This is a genomic window from Halomonas sp. FeN2, assembly GCF_020595105.1.
GTDB lineage: Bacteria > Pseudomonadota > Gammaproteobacteria > Pseudomonadales > Halomonadaceae > Vreelandella > Vreelandella neptunia.
This window is the reverse complement of the sequence record NZ_CP074200.1, coordinates 1,672,824-1,687,386: the sequence shown is the minus strand read 5'-3', so window position 1 is coordinate 1,687,386 and position 14,563 is coordinate 1,672,824. Positions and strand designations below refer to the sequence as shown.

The following is a 14,563-nucleotide window of genomic DNA, read 5'->3' as shown; positions in this document are numbered from 1 at the left end:
TAACGCTCGTCGTTAGCCCAGCAGGGCCTGGAGCGTCTCTACTAAATTGTTTTGATCAAAACTGCCCTTGACGATGTAGGCGTCGGCACCGACCTCAATACCGCGTCGGCGATCAGCCTCTTTTTCTCGCGAGGTGATGATAATAATCGGCCGATAACGATAAACCTCATTTTCGCGCAGTCGGGCAGTCAGCGCAAAACCATCCATTACCGGCATTTCAACATCGGTAAGTATGGCATCAAACGGTTCTGCCAATGCTTTGGCTAAACCATCGCGACCATTTTCGGCCAGCGTGACGTGATAGCCCCACGCTTCGAGCACGTCTTTTTCTATTTCACGGGTATTTAGTGAGTCATCGACCACCAGAATGCGTTTCGCGAGAGCGGCGGTCGCGCGCTCTTCGTTAGGGCGTTGGGTACCATGCCGGGAGACTTCCAGCAAGGCAGGTACATGCAGCAGGCTGACCAGCGCATTGCGTCCCATGGAAACCATGCCCGAGACTAGTGGTAAATAGCGTAGATGCGCCGGTAGAGGCTTGATCACCATATCGCGCTCATCAATCAGTGAGTCGATAATCAGGGCGAGTTTCTGGTGCCGCTGGTGGACGACCAGCAGTAGGGTGTTATCAGCGGCTGCAGTCGTCGCGGGTAGCTCAAGCAGTTGGGCTAGTGATACCACCGGCACAAATTCGTTGCGTAAAATCAGCGTGCGCTGTCCGGCGGCATCAATGAATGAGTGTGATGAGCACTCTACCAACTCTGATACGTAAGGCGCGGTTACCCCTAGGTTGACGCCCCCAACGCTGACCAGCAGTACCCGCATCATCGCCAGCGAGAGCGGTAGGCGCAGGGTAAAGCGCGTGCCGCTGCCGCGTTCGCTGGCAAGCTGCAGGTCTCCGTTGAGCTCGTCCACCACGGTGCGTTTGACTACATCCATACCTACGCCGCGCCCAGAAAAATCGGTAATCATGCTTTTGGTAGAGAAGCCCGGCAGAAAAATAAGCTCCAGCGTCTCCTGTTCGCTCAGCGCATTCAACTGCTCTTCGCTGACCAGCTGCTTGGCGAGTGCTTTCTGACGCACCGCCTCCAGCGCAATCCCAGCGCCATCATCACGCATCTCAACCACCACCCAGTCAGCGTCCTGCCACGCTTCAATAATCAATTGCCCTCGGGGAGATTTGCCCGCTGCCTGGCGTTCGGCAGGTGGCTCCAAGCCGTGATCCAAAGCGTTACGCAGCAGGTGAATAAGCGGATCAGATAGGCGATCGATCATCTGACGGTCGAGTTCGATTTCACTGCCTCGCACCCGGCAGTCGACCTGCTTGCCCAGTGACTGGGCCAGATCCCGGGACATATGCGCGAGCGGGTCAAACACCACGCTTAGCGGCAGCATGCGCATTTGCAGCGCACGGTCGTGTAGGTCGCTCATTAGCGAATCATGGCCTAAAACGCTGTCTTTCAGCTCACGATGAAAGGCATGGAAAGGCCCTTGCTGTTCGGCAGGAAGCGTAGCGCTTAGCTCACGGGCTTGATCAACCAGCCCATGTAAGTGGTGGTGGCCTGAAAGCACCTCCCCCATCAAACGAATAACATCGTCCAGTCGATCCAAACGAACCCGTACGGTGTCACTAAGGCGCAGTTCGCTCTCAGTCACTAGTGCAGCGGAGGAATGAGGCGTTGAGGAGGACGATAGCGCAGGCTCAGAGGACGGCGTAACCACAGCGGTAGTAGGTGGGGCCTGTCCGAGGGCCGTCGCTTCCAGAGCGCTACATAGCGCCTCATCAGCGGCAGGTAGGTCGTCACCCGTCGCCCCTTCGGCTAGCCGACCGACCAGGTCTGCCAGCCCGTCAACTGCCTGGCTGAGTAGGCTGATAACCGGCGGCGTTGCGGTTAGCGTGCCGTCGCGCAGGGCGCTGAGCAGCTCTTCAGTGCTATGGGCCAGTGCTGTAATCGGCACCAGTTTTAGCATTCGCGACGAGCCTTTCAGCGTATGCGCAGCGCGGAACAGCTCGTTGACCTGTTCACGATCAGCGTGGCCTTGTTCCAGCGCGCTGATCCCTTCGCGCAGGCGGGGCAGGTGGTCGGCCGCTTCTTCCACAAAGCGCTGTATAAAGCGGCGAATATCCAGCGCCATATTAACCCACTCCCTGCGTAGTACTTGCGGTTGCCAGTGTGATGTCCACCGTATTTAGATAACGTTCGGCAAGAAAGCGCGCATCGCCTGGCGGTAGCGGCGGGGTGATTGTCTCTAGCCCTCCATCAGAGGTGGGCGCGGTGGTCAGCAAACGAACTACTGCAGCATAGCGCTGCTTGCGCTGTAATGGCTCGTCGGTCAGTTCGCCCTGGCGATAAAGTTCGGCTAGATAGAAGTGTGCAGGCCAGCAATCCGGGGCAACGTAAATGGCTCTTTTGAAATAGTCGTAGGCTTGCTGAGGCTGCTGCTGCCAACGGGCGACTAACCCTGACAGCACCAGGGCATCGATAGACCACGGCTGTTGCTTAAGCAGTTCCTCAAGCAGCGTCGCGGCGTCGTCAAACGCATTTTGGTTGAGCAACTGATGGGCGGTGTGCAGTTGGTGGGTAATGCTGTTCGTTGCTGTTTTTTCTAACTCTTTGTTTTCTAAATTTTTGTTTTCTGAATCTGAGCTTTCTAACCCTGTGTTTTCTAATTCTGTATTTTTCGCTGCTTGCTCAGTCGGCGTAGCGGGTGCTAAACCAGCGCTGCTGGTTAGCGCGATAGTGGCGCTTTCACCGTTATCAATGTTGTCACCAGCCCTGTTGTCTACCGAGAGCAAAGGGGGCTGCAGGGACGCCGTTGGCACTGCCCCGGGCTGCTCTGCATGGCGAAAGTAAAACACGCCTCGGGCTTCGGTTAGTTCAAACACGCCGAGATCGTTACCGAAGGTTTCGGTGACGCCACAGAGTAAAATACCGTTCGGGGCCAGCAATTGGCTAAGCTGCTGATGAATATGACGCCGCGTCTGCTGATCAAAGTAGATGGAGACATTGCGAAACAGAATCACATCAAAAGGGCCACCGGGGCTGTCTTCATTGGCGTTTAACAGGTTAAACGGTCGAAAAGTTACCCATTGGCGCAGCGATTCGTGAAGCTTGTAGCGGCCCTGGTAGGGGCTAAAGTAACGCTCTTTAAAGGCGGGCGAGAGGGCACGAAATGCCATGCCGCTATAAACCGCCTGGCGTGCCTTGGCGAGGATTTGGTGATCCAGGTCTCCGCCGGTGAGGGTAAACAGTGTTTTGGCCCGCTCACCAAAGCGCTCAAACAGCATCATCGCCACGCTATACGGCTCTTCGCCGGATGAGCAGCCTGCGCTAAAGATAGAGAGCGGCGGCTCCTCAGTCGCTAAACGTTCAGGTAAGTAGGTGCTGACCAACCAGTTCAGGGCGTCCGGTTCGCGGCAAAAATAGGTTTCATTCACCGTTAAGTGACTAACAAACTGATCGAATAGCGCTGGGTCGCTGGTTAATTTCTTGAGGAGTTGAGTGTTGTCGGTTAGCCCGGTGGAGGTTTGTAAGCTGGCCACCGCTCGGAATAGGCGGGCCTCGGCTAAGCCTTCCAGGTGTAAACCGCAGCGCTGATGCACCAGGGCCTTAAAGGAGGCAAACGCGCTCATGCCAGAGGCTCCGGTCGGCTATCTAAGTAGCCACGAACATCGCGCAACAGCCGATCCGGCAGGCTATCAAGTGGTAATTCATGTTGTATGACGCCCGCTTTAACAGCTTCCTGATTCATGCCGTAAATAACCGAGCTGGCTTCATCTTGCGCAAAAGTACTACCGCCAGCCTGATAAATAGCCCGGATGCCATTCACACCATCGCGTCCCATGCCGGTCAAAATAATGCCGATTGCATCACTGCCGTAGACCTCTGCGACACTCTGCAGCAGTACGTCGCAGCTGGGGTGATAGAGAAACGTCTCGGGACTGGATTGAAGCTGAAAACGGTGGCGGGGGGTTACACATAAGTTACGCTCGGAAGGTGACAAATAAATATGTCCAGGGCGTAACTGCTCACCCTCCTGGCCCACGCTGACCGGCATGGCACACAGCGATCCCAGCCATTGTGCCATGCCATCGATAAAGCCATGACTGATGTGCTGGGCGATCACAATAGGTGCTGGAAAACCAGCAGGTAGCGTGCGCAACAGACGCACTAAGGCTTGCGGGCCCCCGGTGGAGCACGCGATCGCCACCACGTGTTGAAAATCCCGCGGGACTCCCCGTGGAGCGACGGGAAAGCTAGGCAGAGTGATGATGGGGGCCGGCGTAGTGACGCGTCGCCGTAGGCGAGTGATCACCGCGACACCGGCTAACAGATGTACACGCTCCAAAAGGCGCTCGGCGTCGGTTCCTTCCAACGTGGGTTTGGGCATTACTTCCAGCGCGCCCACTTCTAGCGCTTGATAGGCCGTTTGCGCATCGGAGCGGTCGCTGACCACCAGGATGGGCACCCCTTTGCTGTACATGATCTCTTCGATGGCGGACAAGCCGTCCATCACCGGCATATTGAGATCCATGGTGATTAGCTGCGGTGCCAGGCGCTTGGCCAGTTCCACCGCTTCGCGGCCATTAGTGGCTTCACCCACGATCTCAATATCACCGTCTCGACTGAGGATATCGCGTAGCACGTCGCGGGCTACCTGGCTGTCGTCGGCAATGACTACCCGAATTACACTCATCCGGTATCCTTATCAGCGATCTTTATTTGTTAGGGTGAACTCCTGCACCAGCGCGTTAAGCTCAGCCGACATATGGATCATGTCCTGGCTGATATCGGTAATACTGCGCACTGAGTGTGCGTTGCGTGAACTGGCCGTATCGATATCGCGCAGCGCCATCACCACCTGGCTGCTGGCGGTTTTTTGCTGTTGAGTAGACAGCGATATCTGCTGGGCCGCGCTGCTGGTTTGACTCGCCGCCTTGAGCAGTGCCTCTAGATCCTGGGCGGTGCTCATGCTCGCTTCTACGCCCTGCTCGATGGAGGAGGCACCTTTTTCAGAGGCCACCACTAAGCGATTAATGGCCGTCTGAATATCATCGGTATGCGCTTCAATTTCTTGGGTTGAGTCGGTTACGCTGTCAGCCAAGCGGCGTATCTCGCTGGCGACAACCGAAAAGCGTCGGCCCGACTCCCCCGCGCTTGAAGCTTCCAAGGCGGCATTAAAAGCGATCAGCTTGGTCTGGGCGGCCAGGGTGTTGATCAGCTCCATAACCTTGTTGATCTGTTTAGACTTCGCCCCCAGCGTCATGATCTCGGTCAGGCTCTGCTCGCTGTCGCTACGGATATCCTGCATTTTTGACTGTAGCAGCTGCATGGCCGAACTGCCTTTACGGCTACGCTCCAGCGTCTGATTTGCAACGTCGACCACCGACTGGGAATGATCGGCGATTTGGGTTGACGAGGTAGAGAGCTCTTCCATGGTGGAGGTGATTTCCGCGACTGAAGAGGCCATCTCCTCGACCGCTGCGGCCATGGTTTGGCTGGCTTCATGATCGATATCGCTCCCGTGCACACCGGAAAGGCCAGCCGTTTTCGCCAGGCGGTCGGCAACTTGCGTTAGTGCCTGAGCGTTCTTGGCCACTGCCGCAATCGCCCGGGAAAGACGCTCAAGAAGCTCGTTGGTTTGATTGGCCAAATCGCCAAGCTCTGCTTTGTCATCGGTGCTGACCCGCCGAGAAAGATCCAGGCTGTGGGTGATGTCTTTCAGCTGGCGCTGGAAATCAATCAGCGGACGTATGAGGCTTCCGGTCAGCGGGTAGAGAATGAGTAATCCGACAAGCAAAATGAGCAAGCCTATACCACTGGACTCAAGAAAGCGCTGGCGGGTGGACGCCAAGTAGGCCTCTTTGTCGACTTCCACCATCAAATAGCGCTGCAGTTCGGGTAGCCAACGCGTGCTAATCAAAAGAGTCTGGCCGTCGCGCTCAACTTCTTGTAGCTGAAGTTGTTCATCACGCAGCAATCGCTGCGACGCTTGCTCTGGTAAGGGTTCCGCTGCTGTCTCGCCAATGGGCGCCGTTTCATCACTGCGAATGCTTTCACCACTATATTCACCGCTACGAACGAGCAGTTCACCTTCAGCGCTGAGCAGCGAGGCGTGACCTATGCCACCTAAGCGAAAGTCATCAATCAAGCTGGCCACCTGGGAGAGATCAAGTCCCGCTCCAGCCACGACCAGCGGTCGACCGTTGGCGGCATTTACCGCGCTGCGGTAATTGACGTATACGAAGGCATCGTCGGGAGAAAAGGTGTCACTATCTAAATTCAGCTCGTAAGTGTTACCGCTTTCAGTAAAACTGTAGTACCAATCATCTTCGCTACCCGGCGGCTGGATAACACGCTGCAGAAACTCACCGTTGCGCAGTTGGAAATAGTAGCCACGCCCCTGGTATTGAGCGGCGATAAACAGCAGCTCGGTATCTAACTGCTCCATTAGGCGAGCAAGGTAACGGTTAATATCGTTTTGTCGTTCTTCAGGCAGCCCGTCGCGAACCCACTGCTCAATAAAGTAGCTATTGGCCAGGCTTTCGGAAATGGCGAGATCCTGGCTAAGGTTAAGGTTTATATGCGCGGCTAGCCCTTCGACCTGTGCCGGCAGCTCTTGGTTGAGCAGGTTGTTCAGCCGCGCTTGGCTGTGGGAGCGTGCTTGAAGATAGAGCGCCAGGAGCATCGCCAGTGCTAAGACGATCCCAAAGGAGAGAAATAGCCGAAGCCGTAGAGGTAGGGATTTCCAGCGCGCCATCATGTTCGCCGTTGCTCCAAAGTAAACGGTGGCCCTAACGACGCTGCTCAATAGCGCTCAGGGTGAGAAGTAGAGTGATACTTACCACTCTACTTAGGGTAGTGGCAACGATTTCAGCTTTTTTTATGAAGGTTGTCTAGCTTAGGTAAGCGTGTTTTGGTACTTGCGCTTACACGATCGCGTGGGGCACAAAGCAGGAGGAGTCTTTGGTAATGCGGCCAACGTCTTCGCGAATGCCCATGCCGCAGGCGCGGTCGCCCACTACCCAACTGCCAATTAAGGCGTGGTTATTACCAAAGCGTGGCATCGGGTGGTAGGCCTGACGAATCCATGGGCTGTCGGTGTAGGGGCCGTCCACGGCCTCGCGCTGACCGGTGGGGGTGATGAGTTCCACATTGCTGCCTTCCCGGGAAAAGAACGGCTTACGCACCCAGCCTGCGGGCAGCGGCGGGCTGTTGGCATCCTCGAAAAACGCCGGTAGTAGATTGGGGTGGCCCTCAAAATGCTCCCATAGCAGGGGCAGAATTCCCTTGTTGGAGAGAATCGCTTTCCAGGGCGGCTCAAACCAGTGGGTGTTTAGCTGCGGGATATATTCGCCAAACGCATCGTCGGCCATCTCTTCCCAGGGGTAGAGTTTGAACAGGGCGTGGATAGGCTTGTCATCAAGGTCAACAAAGTGCTCCGCGCCTGGGTATAGACCAATATCTTCGGTGAAGATAAAGGGCGCATTGAGGCCTGCCTGCACCGCCACGTCTTGTAAATAATGCACGGTGGCGCGCTCTTCGGCGTTATCTTTGATACAGGAGAAGTAGAGCATGCGCGCTTCAATGCGGTCGCCAAGGTGCGCCATGGCATTGATCAGACGCTCTTGAATCGAGTTGTACTGATCCGCATGGCGGGGCAGGATGCCTTGCTGGATAGCTTGCTCAAGCCACACCCACTGAAAAAAGCCCGCTTCGTAGAGCGAGGTAGGGGTGTCGTAGTTGAGTTCCAGCAGCTTCGCCGGGCCATCGCCTGAATAGGCAAAATCCATTCGCCCGTAGAGGTGCGGCTGACCTGACTTCCAGGAGTTGTGGATGCTGTCCCACATGTGTTCAGGCAACGCCAGACGCTGCATGAGTGCATTGGAGTGGCAGACCTTATCCACCAGTTCCATGCACATCTCATGCACTTCCTCGGTAGGCGCTTCAATGTCGCGCTCTACCTGCTCCATCGTGAACTGGTAGTAGGCGTCCTCTTTCCAGTAGGGCTCCCCGTCGATGGTATGAAAATGAAAGCCCAGCTCGTGGGCCAGGGCTTTCCAATTGCTTCGTTCAGGGATATCGATTCGCAGCATAGAGACCTTTGCTGGCGGCTTAAGAGCCCCAGCCACCCCGTGCAGAAGAGCGCGAGCCAAAGCCTCTGCGCTGAGACGTCGCCACCGAATTGCGCATTGCATCGTTACGCTGGGTGACGCGCTGAGTCGCCTGATTGGTCGCGGTGTTCCAATTGCCCTGATTTTGGCGATTACGGTACACCGGCTCCTGATATACCCGCTCGAAGGAGCGTCCACGGTTGGTGTTGGACATCATGCTGCCGACCATATAGCCCATCATGGCGGGCATAAACCAACTGCCCCCAGTGCTGCCAGTCGCTGCTTGGGACTGCTCTTCGGTCGGTGCAGTACAGGCACCTTCGCCATGTTCGGCCTCGCACTCTTCAAGGGTGCTGAAACGCGGCACCTCTTTTAACGAGGCTTCGTAGGCGTCTTCACAGGCGCTGCGAGTATAGACATTCTCCGCAACGCAATCCTCTACGCTTTGAAAGCTGCGCGGCTGATCGAACTCTATATCGGTGATTTGCTCTTCCTGGGGCGGTTGGCCACAGGCGGTAAGACCAAAAGCGCTGGCGCCCATCATCGCCAGTGACAAGCGCCCACTGCGCTTGCGGCGCGGCAGATGAGGGGTACTATCGTGTTTAGACATGCAGGCTCTCCTTTACCACGTCGTCGTTACCAAGTCATCGAAGCGGCGTTGAGCAAGCCGACTGCCACAGCCACGCTGGCCATCAAAATGCCGTAGGCCTGGTGACCTTCGGTGATGTGTTGAGACAGGCTTTCGCCCTGTTTACGCAGAAACAGCTTAACCGCGAAGAAGGTGGCCAACTGAACAATAAAGGCCACGATGCCCCAGAGCACAAAATCGATAAAGTTGATCGAATGGGCCATCGCGCTATACAGCGGAATGGTAAAACCTAAAATGGAGCCGCCGTAGGCAGAGGCCGCGGCCGCATTGCCTTCGCGAATCAGCGTCCACTCGTGGTGCGGGGTAATACGGCTGTAGCAGTACATAAAGGCAGCGAGCAGTACAATCGCCGTGACTAGATAGGCAATAAATGACGGCAGGCCGTAGAGATAATTCACCATGGTGGCAGTTTCCTTTTTAGTGCTGAAAAAAGCGATGCCTTAAAAGAGTATGTCTTAAAAGAGCGTTCTTCATTATCTTATGCGGATTTAATATTAATTAGCTATTTTGCGCCTCGGGATCCCAGATGAAGCCACTCAACTAGCTACCTGTTGTGGGAGGCAACTTCAGTTGGCGAAGGTACCCAGGTTTTATCATTCTGGCAGCCTAAACGGTCGCGAGCTAAAGCTACCTCCCACGGGTGCAATTACCAGATTTGGCAGAGTTAATTCCATAACTGAGTAACGAGGAACCGATAAGAGCGTGTCGTAAAAAAATCGGGAGACTACATCGCGTCGATATCGACAGAGGCCACATCTACCCCCACGTTGTGCACTACCATAAAGCTGCCTTCGCCATCGTTTTCAGCACTCAGCAGTAAGTACTCCATACGTTCAGCGCCTTCGATGGGGCGCTCATAGAGCATGGCATGGTGGGTCACATGGCGCGCCGACACGCTCTCGGTGGTCATTACCTGCTCTTCGAAAACCACCGGCGGCGACCACAGGCTGTCACCATTCCCCCACACTCGCTGATAGGTGCAACTGCGCGCCTCCTCAGTGGTTGAGGTGAGCGCGATGGTTTGGGCGCCGATGCTATCGGGCTGTTTATCTTTTCCGTTGATGGCGTCATCAAACTCAGTGTCTGAAAGATGGGCAACACGGTAAAAGTCGAACAGCTTATATTCAAGCACCTGACCATTCTCAATGTTGGCCTGCAGCCAGGTGTCGTTATCCAGATAGAAGCGCACCAAGTGCGCTCCTTGACCAAGATCGACGTGTCCCACGGCAGCAATATGATGGTAGGCATCGTCGTTCCAGCGAAACAGCGCATCGGGGTGGGCACGCAGGCCGATCAGCTTAATATTGACGCGCCCATCCAGGCGTAAGTCCTCAAGGTCTTCCTGGCTGATACCCATAGGTAGGCCCGCGGCTACCGGTCGGCCTGTGTTAGGCTCGGGCGGCTTTTCCGTGGTGGCGCGAAAAAGTGCCTTGAGGGTGTTAAACATGGCCTGGCTCCCTAATAAATTTAAACGCTGACTTGCTCTTAACGCTTATTCCTGTGCGGCGTTTTTCTTCGCTTTTAGGCGCGCTAACACGTCGTCTGCTTTGCGATTCTGGCCACCCACGCCGGCTGCTTTCAGGCGTGCTTCAAGCGAGCTACCGCTTTCTTCTGCCGCCATGTCGTCAGCGGCTTGCATTTGCGCTGAATTAAGCTGCTGGCGCTCTTTAATGCGCTCGAGTGATTCCATGGCGCTGCTCATGGCGCTATTCTGGCCAGAGTGGCGAGCCGCGACGGCAGATTGGGCTTTTTGTGCTGACTCAGTCGCCTTAACGACGCTCACCTGTTGCTTGAGCTGGCGAAGCTGGTTGTCGGTACCGCGAATTGCGCCACGCAGTTTTTCAATGCTGGCGTCGTACTCGCTAATAATGGCGCGCTCCGCTTCCAGGTCATCCTGAAGCGCCACCATACGTTCTGCCACTTCAACGGCGAGCTGTTCTTCGCCTTTATCCAGCGCAGCCTCAGCGCTTTTTTCCAGCTCGGCGATTTTGCTTTCCAGCGTGTCGGCTTTACTGCTGTTCAACTGGCGCTGGCCCATCAGTCGGGTGAGTTCGGTTTTAGATTGGCTCAGGTGATTTTCCGAGTCGCGGATTTCCTGATCTAAAATACGCAGTGCCTGGGAATCCACCACGGCTTGGCCGGTTTCATTCGCTTTGCCACGCAGGGCTGTCATGATTTTGCTTAACATATAAGTGTCTCTTTTAAGAATATCTTTAAATAAAGCGCCACTGTGTCGATATAAATGTTGGTGCCGCTATCAGTGGCTATGACCGATTAACTCTGTCTTCGATAAACCCTGTTAGGCCTAGGCGAAGTGCGTTTGAATCAGTTCGGCGACGTCCATGGCCGCGCTGGCCGTGGCGTGTAGCTCGGCACAAATCGATTCAAGCTTTGAGTCGCCAAACAGTTGTCCGTAAGCCACATAAAAGTCGTGACCGTCGATTTCGACGATACCCACGGAAGCCAGCGGTAACGCAATGCCCTGGCGCAGCAGCACTTCGTTGAGTTCAGCGGTATTGTTGACGCTATCTACGGCCACAATAGGCGCCATGGCGACCCACTCATTTTCGCTGCGCGAAAGGGTAATCGGCAAGTTGCCGTAGTCGTTAAGCTCCCAGATCAGGGTCTGATTCGTTTCATCCAGACTGATAGTACCCTCAGGCCACTCAAGGGACGCATCTCCGTCGTTGTTGTTCGCTGGCTGGTGGACTAATTTATATAGCTCGGTGGCGGTGATGCCGTTGGTAACGGTAGGCGTAGTCAAGGCAATCTGCTCCATCGTTTGTTAAGTGACCTTACCTTAACATTTCGTAGAGCAAATGGTTCCTTTTCGCAAAAAAATGCCCCGCATGCTGCGGGGCAAAATATTGGGAGAATTGTGCTTTCAAGACGGATAGTTAGGAGGTTCGGTAAGTGTCGTTGAACCGCTTGCGCAGTTCATTTTTCTGTACTTTGCCCATGGTATTGCGCGGCAATTCATCGACAAAGAAGACCCGCTTGGGCTGCTTATACTTAGCCAGGCGACCATCTAAATGGGCGATGACTTTCTCCTCTTCAAGCTGGTTTTCTCCAAGATCAGCGCCCTGCTGGCGAACGACCACTGCGGTAACGCCTTCGCCAAAGTCAGGGTGCGGTAGACCGATCACTGCGGATTCTGCGACCTGGTCAAGCTCGTCGATCACCTGCTCCACCTCTTTGGGGTAGACGTTGTAGCCGCCGGAAATTACCAGATCCTTGTCGCGACCAACAATATGCACATAACCCTGATCATCGACCATGGCGAGATCGCCGGTAATGAAGAAGCCATCGTCTAATAGCTCTTCACGGGTTTTTTCGGGCATTCGCCAGTAGCCGATAAAGACATTCGGGCCGCGAATCTGCAGCATGCCAATCTCGCCAAAAGGCACTTCATCGCCGGTTTCTCGGTTGGTAATGCGCATCTCCACCCCGGGTAGCGGCATGCCTACGGTGCCTGCTCGGCGGGCGCCGTCATAGGGGTTGGAGAGGTTCATATTGGTTTCGGTCATACCGTAGCGCTCAAGAATCGCATGGCCCGTTTTGGCTTCAAATGCCTCATGGGTTTCAGCGGTGAGCGGGGCGGAGCCGGAAACGAACAGCCGCATATGGGCGGTAGCTTCTGGGGTCAGGCGCTCGTCCTGCACCAATCGGGTATAAAAAGTGGGTACGCCCATCATCACGCTGCCATGGGGCAGCTCTTCGAAGATCACATCGGCATCGAACTTAGGCAGGAAGAGCATGCTGGCACCCGCCATCAAGGTGACGTTGCAGGCGACGAATAAGCCGTGGGTGTGGAAAATCGGCAGTGCATGGATCAGCCGATCATCAGCGCTGAAATGCCACGCTTTGGCCAGTGTCTCTGCGTTAGAGGCGAGGTTTTTGTGCGTTAGCATGGCGCCTTTGGAGCGCCCGGTGGTGCCCGATGTATAGAGAATAGCAGCCAGGTCGCGCTCGCCAAGTGCCACAATATCCTCACGCGGCGTTGCCGCTTGGGCGGTTTCCATCAGGCTGCCATCGGCGGCGTTGCCCAGGGTGACCACCGCCGGACAGCCGGTTTCAGCAGCAAGCGACCGCGCTTGCTCTTCTATCTTGGGACGACAAACGAACAGCGCAGGCTCTGCATCGTTTAAAAAGTAGCGAATCTCATCGCCGGTATAGCCCGTATTAAGCGGTAGATAGACACCGCCGATGCGCAGACAGGCCAAATAGAGCAGTATCGCTTCAGGGCTTTTATCGACCTGGACGGCAACGCGATCGCCTTGCTTAACGCCTAACTCGGTTAGTGCGCCAGCAAGCTGCGCACTGATGGTCAGCGCATCGGCATAGCGATAGCGGCGGCCGTCGCGGGTGGTAATAAAATCGGCCTCTGCGCGTTCGCGCATTTTGGCAGCAAAGGTTTCAAATAGATTGTGGCTCATTTGGTGGTCTCTCCCTTGGCCAGTTTGCGGGCGCGTTTGGCGAGGTCACGCACCTCATTTGAGCAAGCAACGGCCGCCTTGGCTGTATAGTTTTCGTGATTGCGCTCGATATCGTCCAGCACATACAGGTAGTTAACCATCAGTCCGGCGGCTTGTTTAAAGCCCTTCTCGGAGATATCGCCCAACCAGTTAATGCGGTGAAGTTCGGCGCCATTGCCGAGGTGAAAGCGGGCCACCGGGTTGAGCGGCAGGCCGTGGCGGTTCTTCTCTTCGACCAGGTAACGGGCAGCCAGCGGGCGAATAATGGCTTTGAGCTCCTCTTCGCGGGCTTTGTCCTGATGCCATCCCTGTGTTTCAAGCCCTTTGAGTGATTTACGCAGCGACGCGGGAAGCTGCTCATCCTCTCGCTGCTCCTGAAGCCACTGAGCGAAGCCAGGCACCGGAGAAAGGGTGACGAAGTATTTAAGCTGCGGCAGCTCCTGGGAGAGCTCTTGCACCACCTGTTTGATCAAAAAGTTACCGAAGGAGATACCGCGCAGCCCGGTCTGGCAGTTGCTGATACCAAAGAACGCTGCTGTATCGGCATCTTCGGGGTCGTCGATACCTTTTTTGCTATAGCTGCTTTCGCCAGAAAGGATGGGCTGAATACGGCTTGGCAGACCCTTATGCAGGGCCACTTCCACAAAGATCAGCGGTTCGTCGCCAATCGCCGGGTGGAAAAAGGCGAAACAGCGACGGTCACGGGCATCTAGGCGCCGGCGCAGATCGTCCCAGTCCTGAATTTCATGCACCGCTTCGTAGCGGATGATCTTCTCTAGAATTGAAGCGGGCGTGTTCCAGTCAATGCGCTTGAGCATCAAAAAGCCGCGGTTAAACCAGGAACCGAACAGATGGGCGAAATCGTCGTCGATGGGCGCTAATTCCGGCTGTTCGCGTAGTAGCCCCAGCAGGTCTTCACGCATTTTAACCAGCTCATAGGTGCCGTCGCTGGCCAGGTTTAACCGTCGGAAAAGCTCTTGGCGCCGTGGCTCGCAGGCCTCAAACAGGCGCTGTAGTGATTGGTTGTCGCGCACCTCTTGATATGCCAGATAGGCCGCGTCAATGGGGCCGGGCTCGGCCGCAAAGTCAGCCGTTAGGCGGGCAAAGAAGCTGCTTTTTTCAGCTGCCGAAAGGCGCTGGTAAATCGCCAAAGCGCGGCTCGCCAGCGCGATGCTAGAGGCTTCGCCATCGCTTTCCAACAGTTTCTGGCAGGCATGAACCAACTGCCCATGGTCGGGCGTTAAGGTCTCGGGATGGCGGCGCCGCAACAGGGCATCACGCTGGGTGATGTTGTTGAACAGCTCCTGCAAAAACAGCATGTTCATG

General features: G+C 55.6%; 12 protein-coding genes. All 12 read right to left on the bottom strand.

Features of this window, described 5'->3' with window-relative positions:
* Positions 1-12 precede the first annotated feature (12 nt).
* The 12 genes from KF947_RS07830 to KF947_RS07775 all read right to left on the bottom strand — a co-directional run bounded on the left by KF947_RS07830 (position 13) and on the right by KF947_RS07775 (position 14,562).
* Positions 13-2,133 carry a hybrid sensor histidine kinase/response regulator gene (locus KF947_RS07830; protein WP_227405885.1) on the bottom strand — a complete coding sequence of 707 codons (2,121 nt, stop codon included), beginning with the start codon at positions 2,131-2,133 and terminating at the stop codon, positions 13-15.
* A 1-nt stretch (position 2,134) separates the two neighbouring features.
* Complete coding sequence (locus tag KF947_RS07825) at positions 2,135-3,631, bottom strand: CheR family methyltransferase (protein WP_227405884.1); 1,497 nt, start codon at positions 3,629-3,631, stop codon at positions 2,135-2,137.
* Positions 3,628-4,695 carry a chemotaxis-specific protein-glutamate methyltransferase CheB gene (gene cheB / locus KF947_RS07820; protein WP_227405883.1) on the bottom strand — a complete coding sequence of 356 codons (1,068 nt, stop codon included), beginning with the start codon at positions 4,693-4,695 and terminating at the stop codon, positions 3,628-3,630. Before cheB ends, KF947_RS07825 begins: the two co-directional genes overlap by 4 nt.
* A gap of 12 nt (positions 4,696-4,707) precedes the next feature.
* Entirely contained in the window at positions 4,708-6,762 is a 2,055-nt protein-coding gene (locus KF947_RS07815) for a methyl-accepting chemotaxis protein (RefSeq protein ID WP_227405882.1), read from the bottom strand.
* A gap of 166 nt (positions 6,763-6,928) precedes the next feature.
* Positions 6,929-8,095 carry a glutathionylspermidine synthase family protein gene (locus tag KF947_RS07810; protein ID WP_227405881.1) on the bottom strand — a complete coding sequence of 389 codons (1,167 nt, stop codon included), beginning with the start codon at positions 8,093-8,095 and terminating at the stop codon, positions 6,929-6,931.
* Between the two features lie 19 nt (positions 8,096-8,114).
* Positions 8,115-8,723, bottom strand: a complete 609-nt coding sequence (locus tag KF947_RS07805; RefSeq protein ID WP_133733321.1) for a DUF1190 domain-containing protein — start codon at positions 8,721-8,723, stop codon at positions 8,115-8,117.
* A gap of 26 nt (positions 8,724-8,749) precedes the next feature.
* Positions 8,750-9,163 carry a DUF350 domain-containing protein gene (locus KF947_RS07800; RefSeq protein WP_007112741.1) on the bottom strand — a complete coding sequence of 138 codons (414 nt, stop codon included), beginning with the start codon at positions 9,161-9,163 and terminating at the stop codon, positions 8,750-8,752.
* A 323-nt stretch (positions 9,164-9,486) separates the two neighbouring features.
* On the bottom strand, positions 9,487-10,209 hold the full coding sequence (locus tag KF947_RS07795) for a DUF2491 family protein (RefSeq protein ID WP_227405880.1): 723 nt from the start codon (positions 10,207-10,209) through the stop codon (positions 9,487-9,489).
* A 45-nt stretch (positions 10,210-10,254) separates the two neighbouring features.
* Complete coding sequence (locus KF947_RS07790) at positions 10,255-10,950, bottom strand: PspA/IM30 family protein (protein ID WP_227405879.1); 696 nt, start codon at positions 10,948-10,950, stop codon at positions 10,255-10,257.
* 117 nt (positions 10,951-11,067) lie between these two features.
* On the bottom strand, positions 11,068-11,526 hold the full coding sequence (locus KF947_RS07785) for a DUF2170 family protein (RefSeq protein ID WP_227405878.1): 459 nt from the start codon (positions 11,524-11,526) through the stop codon (positions 11,068-11,070).
* A gap of 133 nt (positions 11,527-11,659) precedes the next feature.
* Positions 11,660-13,198, bottom strand: coding sequence for a malonate--CoA ligase (locus KF947_RS07780; RefSeq protein ID WP_133733317.1), 1,539 nt, complete (start codon positions 13,196-13,198; stop codon positions 11,660-11,662).
* Complete coding sequence (locus tag KF947_RS07775) at positions 13,195-14,562, bottom strand: malonyl-CoA decarboxylase (RefSeq protein ID WP_223288629.1); 1,368 nt, start codon at positions 14,560-14,562, stop codon at positions 13,195-13,197. The genes KF947_RS07780 and KF947_RS07775 overlap by 4 nt, the downstream gene beginning before the upstream one ends.
* Between the last annotated feature and the right edge of the window lies 1 nt (position 14,563).

Bases quoted from the DNA above. Each gene is read 5' to 3' on its own strand.
- KF947_RS07800 (WP_007112741.1), bottom strand. From the start codon at position 9,163: ATGGTGAATTATCTCTACGGCCTGCCGTCATTTATTGCCTATCTAGTC.
- KF947_RS07775 (WP_223288629.1), bottom strand. From the start codon at position 14,562: ATGAACATGCTGTTTTTGCAGGAGCTGTTCAACAACATCACCCAGCGT.
- cheB (WP_227405883.1), bottom strand. From the start codon at position 4,695: ATGAGTGTAATTCGGGTAGTCATTGCCGACGACAGCCAGGTAGCCCGC.
- KF947_RS07795 (WP_227405880.1), bottom strand. From the start codon at position 10,209: ATGTTTAACACCCTCAAGGCACTTTTTCGCGCCACCACGGAAAAGCCG.
- KF947_RS07805 (WP_133733321.1), bottom strand. From the start codon at position 8,723: ATGTCTAAACACGATAGTACCCCTCATCTGCCGCGCCGCAAGCGCAGT.
- KF947_RS07810 (WP_227405881.1), bottom strand. From the start codon at position 8,095: ATGCTGCGAATCGATATCCCTGAACGAAGCAATTGGAAAGCCCTGGCC.
- KF947_RS07790 (WP_227405879.1), bottom strand. From the start codon at position 10,950: ATGTTAAGCAAAATCATGACAGCCCTGCGTGGCAAAGCGAATGAAACC.
- KF947_RS07830 (WP_227405885.1), bottom strand. From the start codon at position 2,133: ATGGCGCTGGATATTCGCCGCTTTATACAGCGCTTTGTGGAAGAAGCG.
- KF947_RS07815 (WP_227405882.1), bottom strand. From the start codon at position 6,762: ATGATGGCGCGCTGGAAATCCCTACCTCTACGGCTTCGGCTATTTCTC.
- KF947_RS07780 (WP_133733317.1), bottom strand. From the start codon at position 13,198: ATGAGCCACAATCTATTTGAAACCTTTGCTGCCAAAATGCGCGAACGC.
- KF947_RS07825 (WP_227405884.1), bottom strand. From the start codon at position 3,631: ATGAGCGCGTTTGCCTCCTTTAAGGCCCTGGTGCATCAGCGCTGCGGT.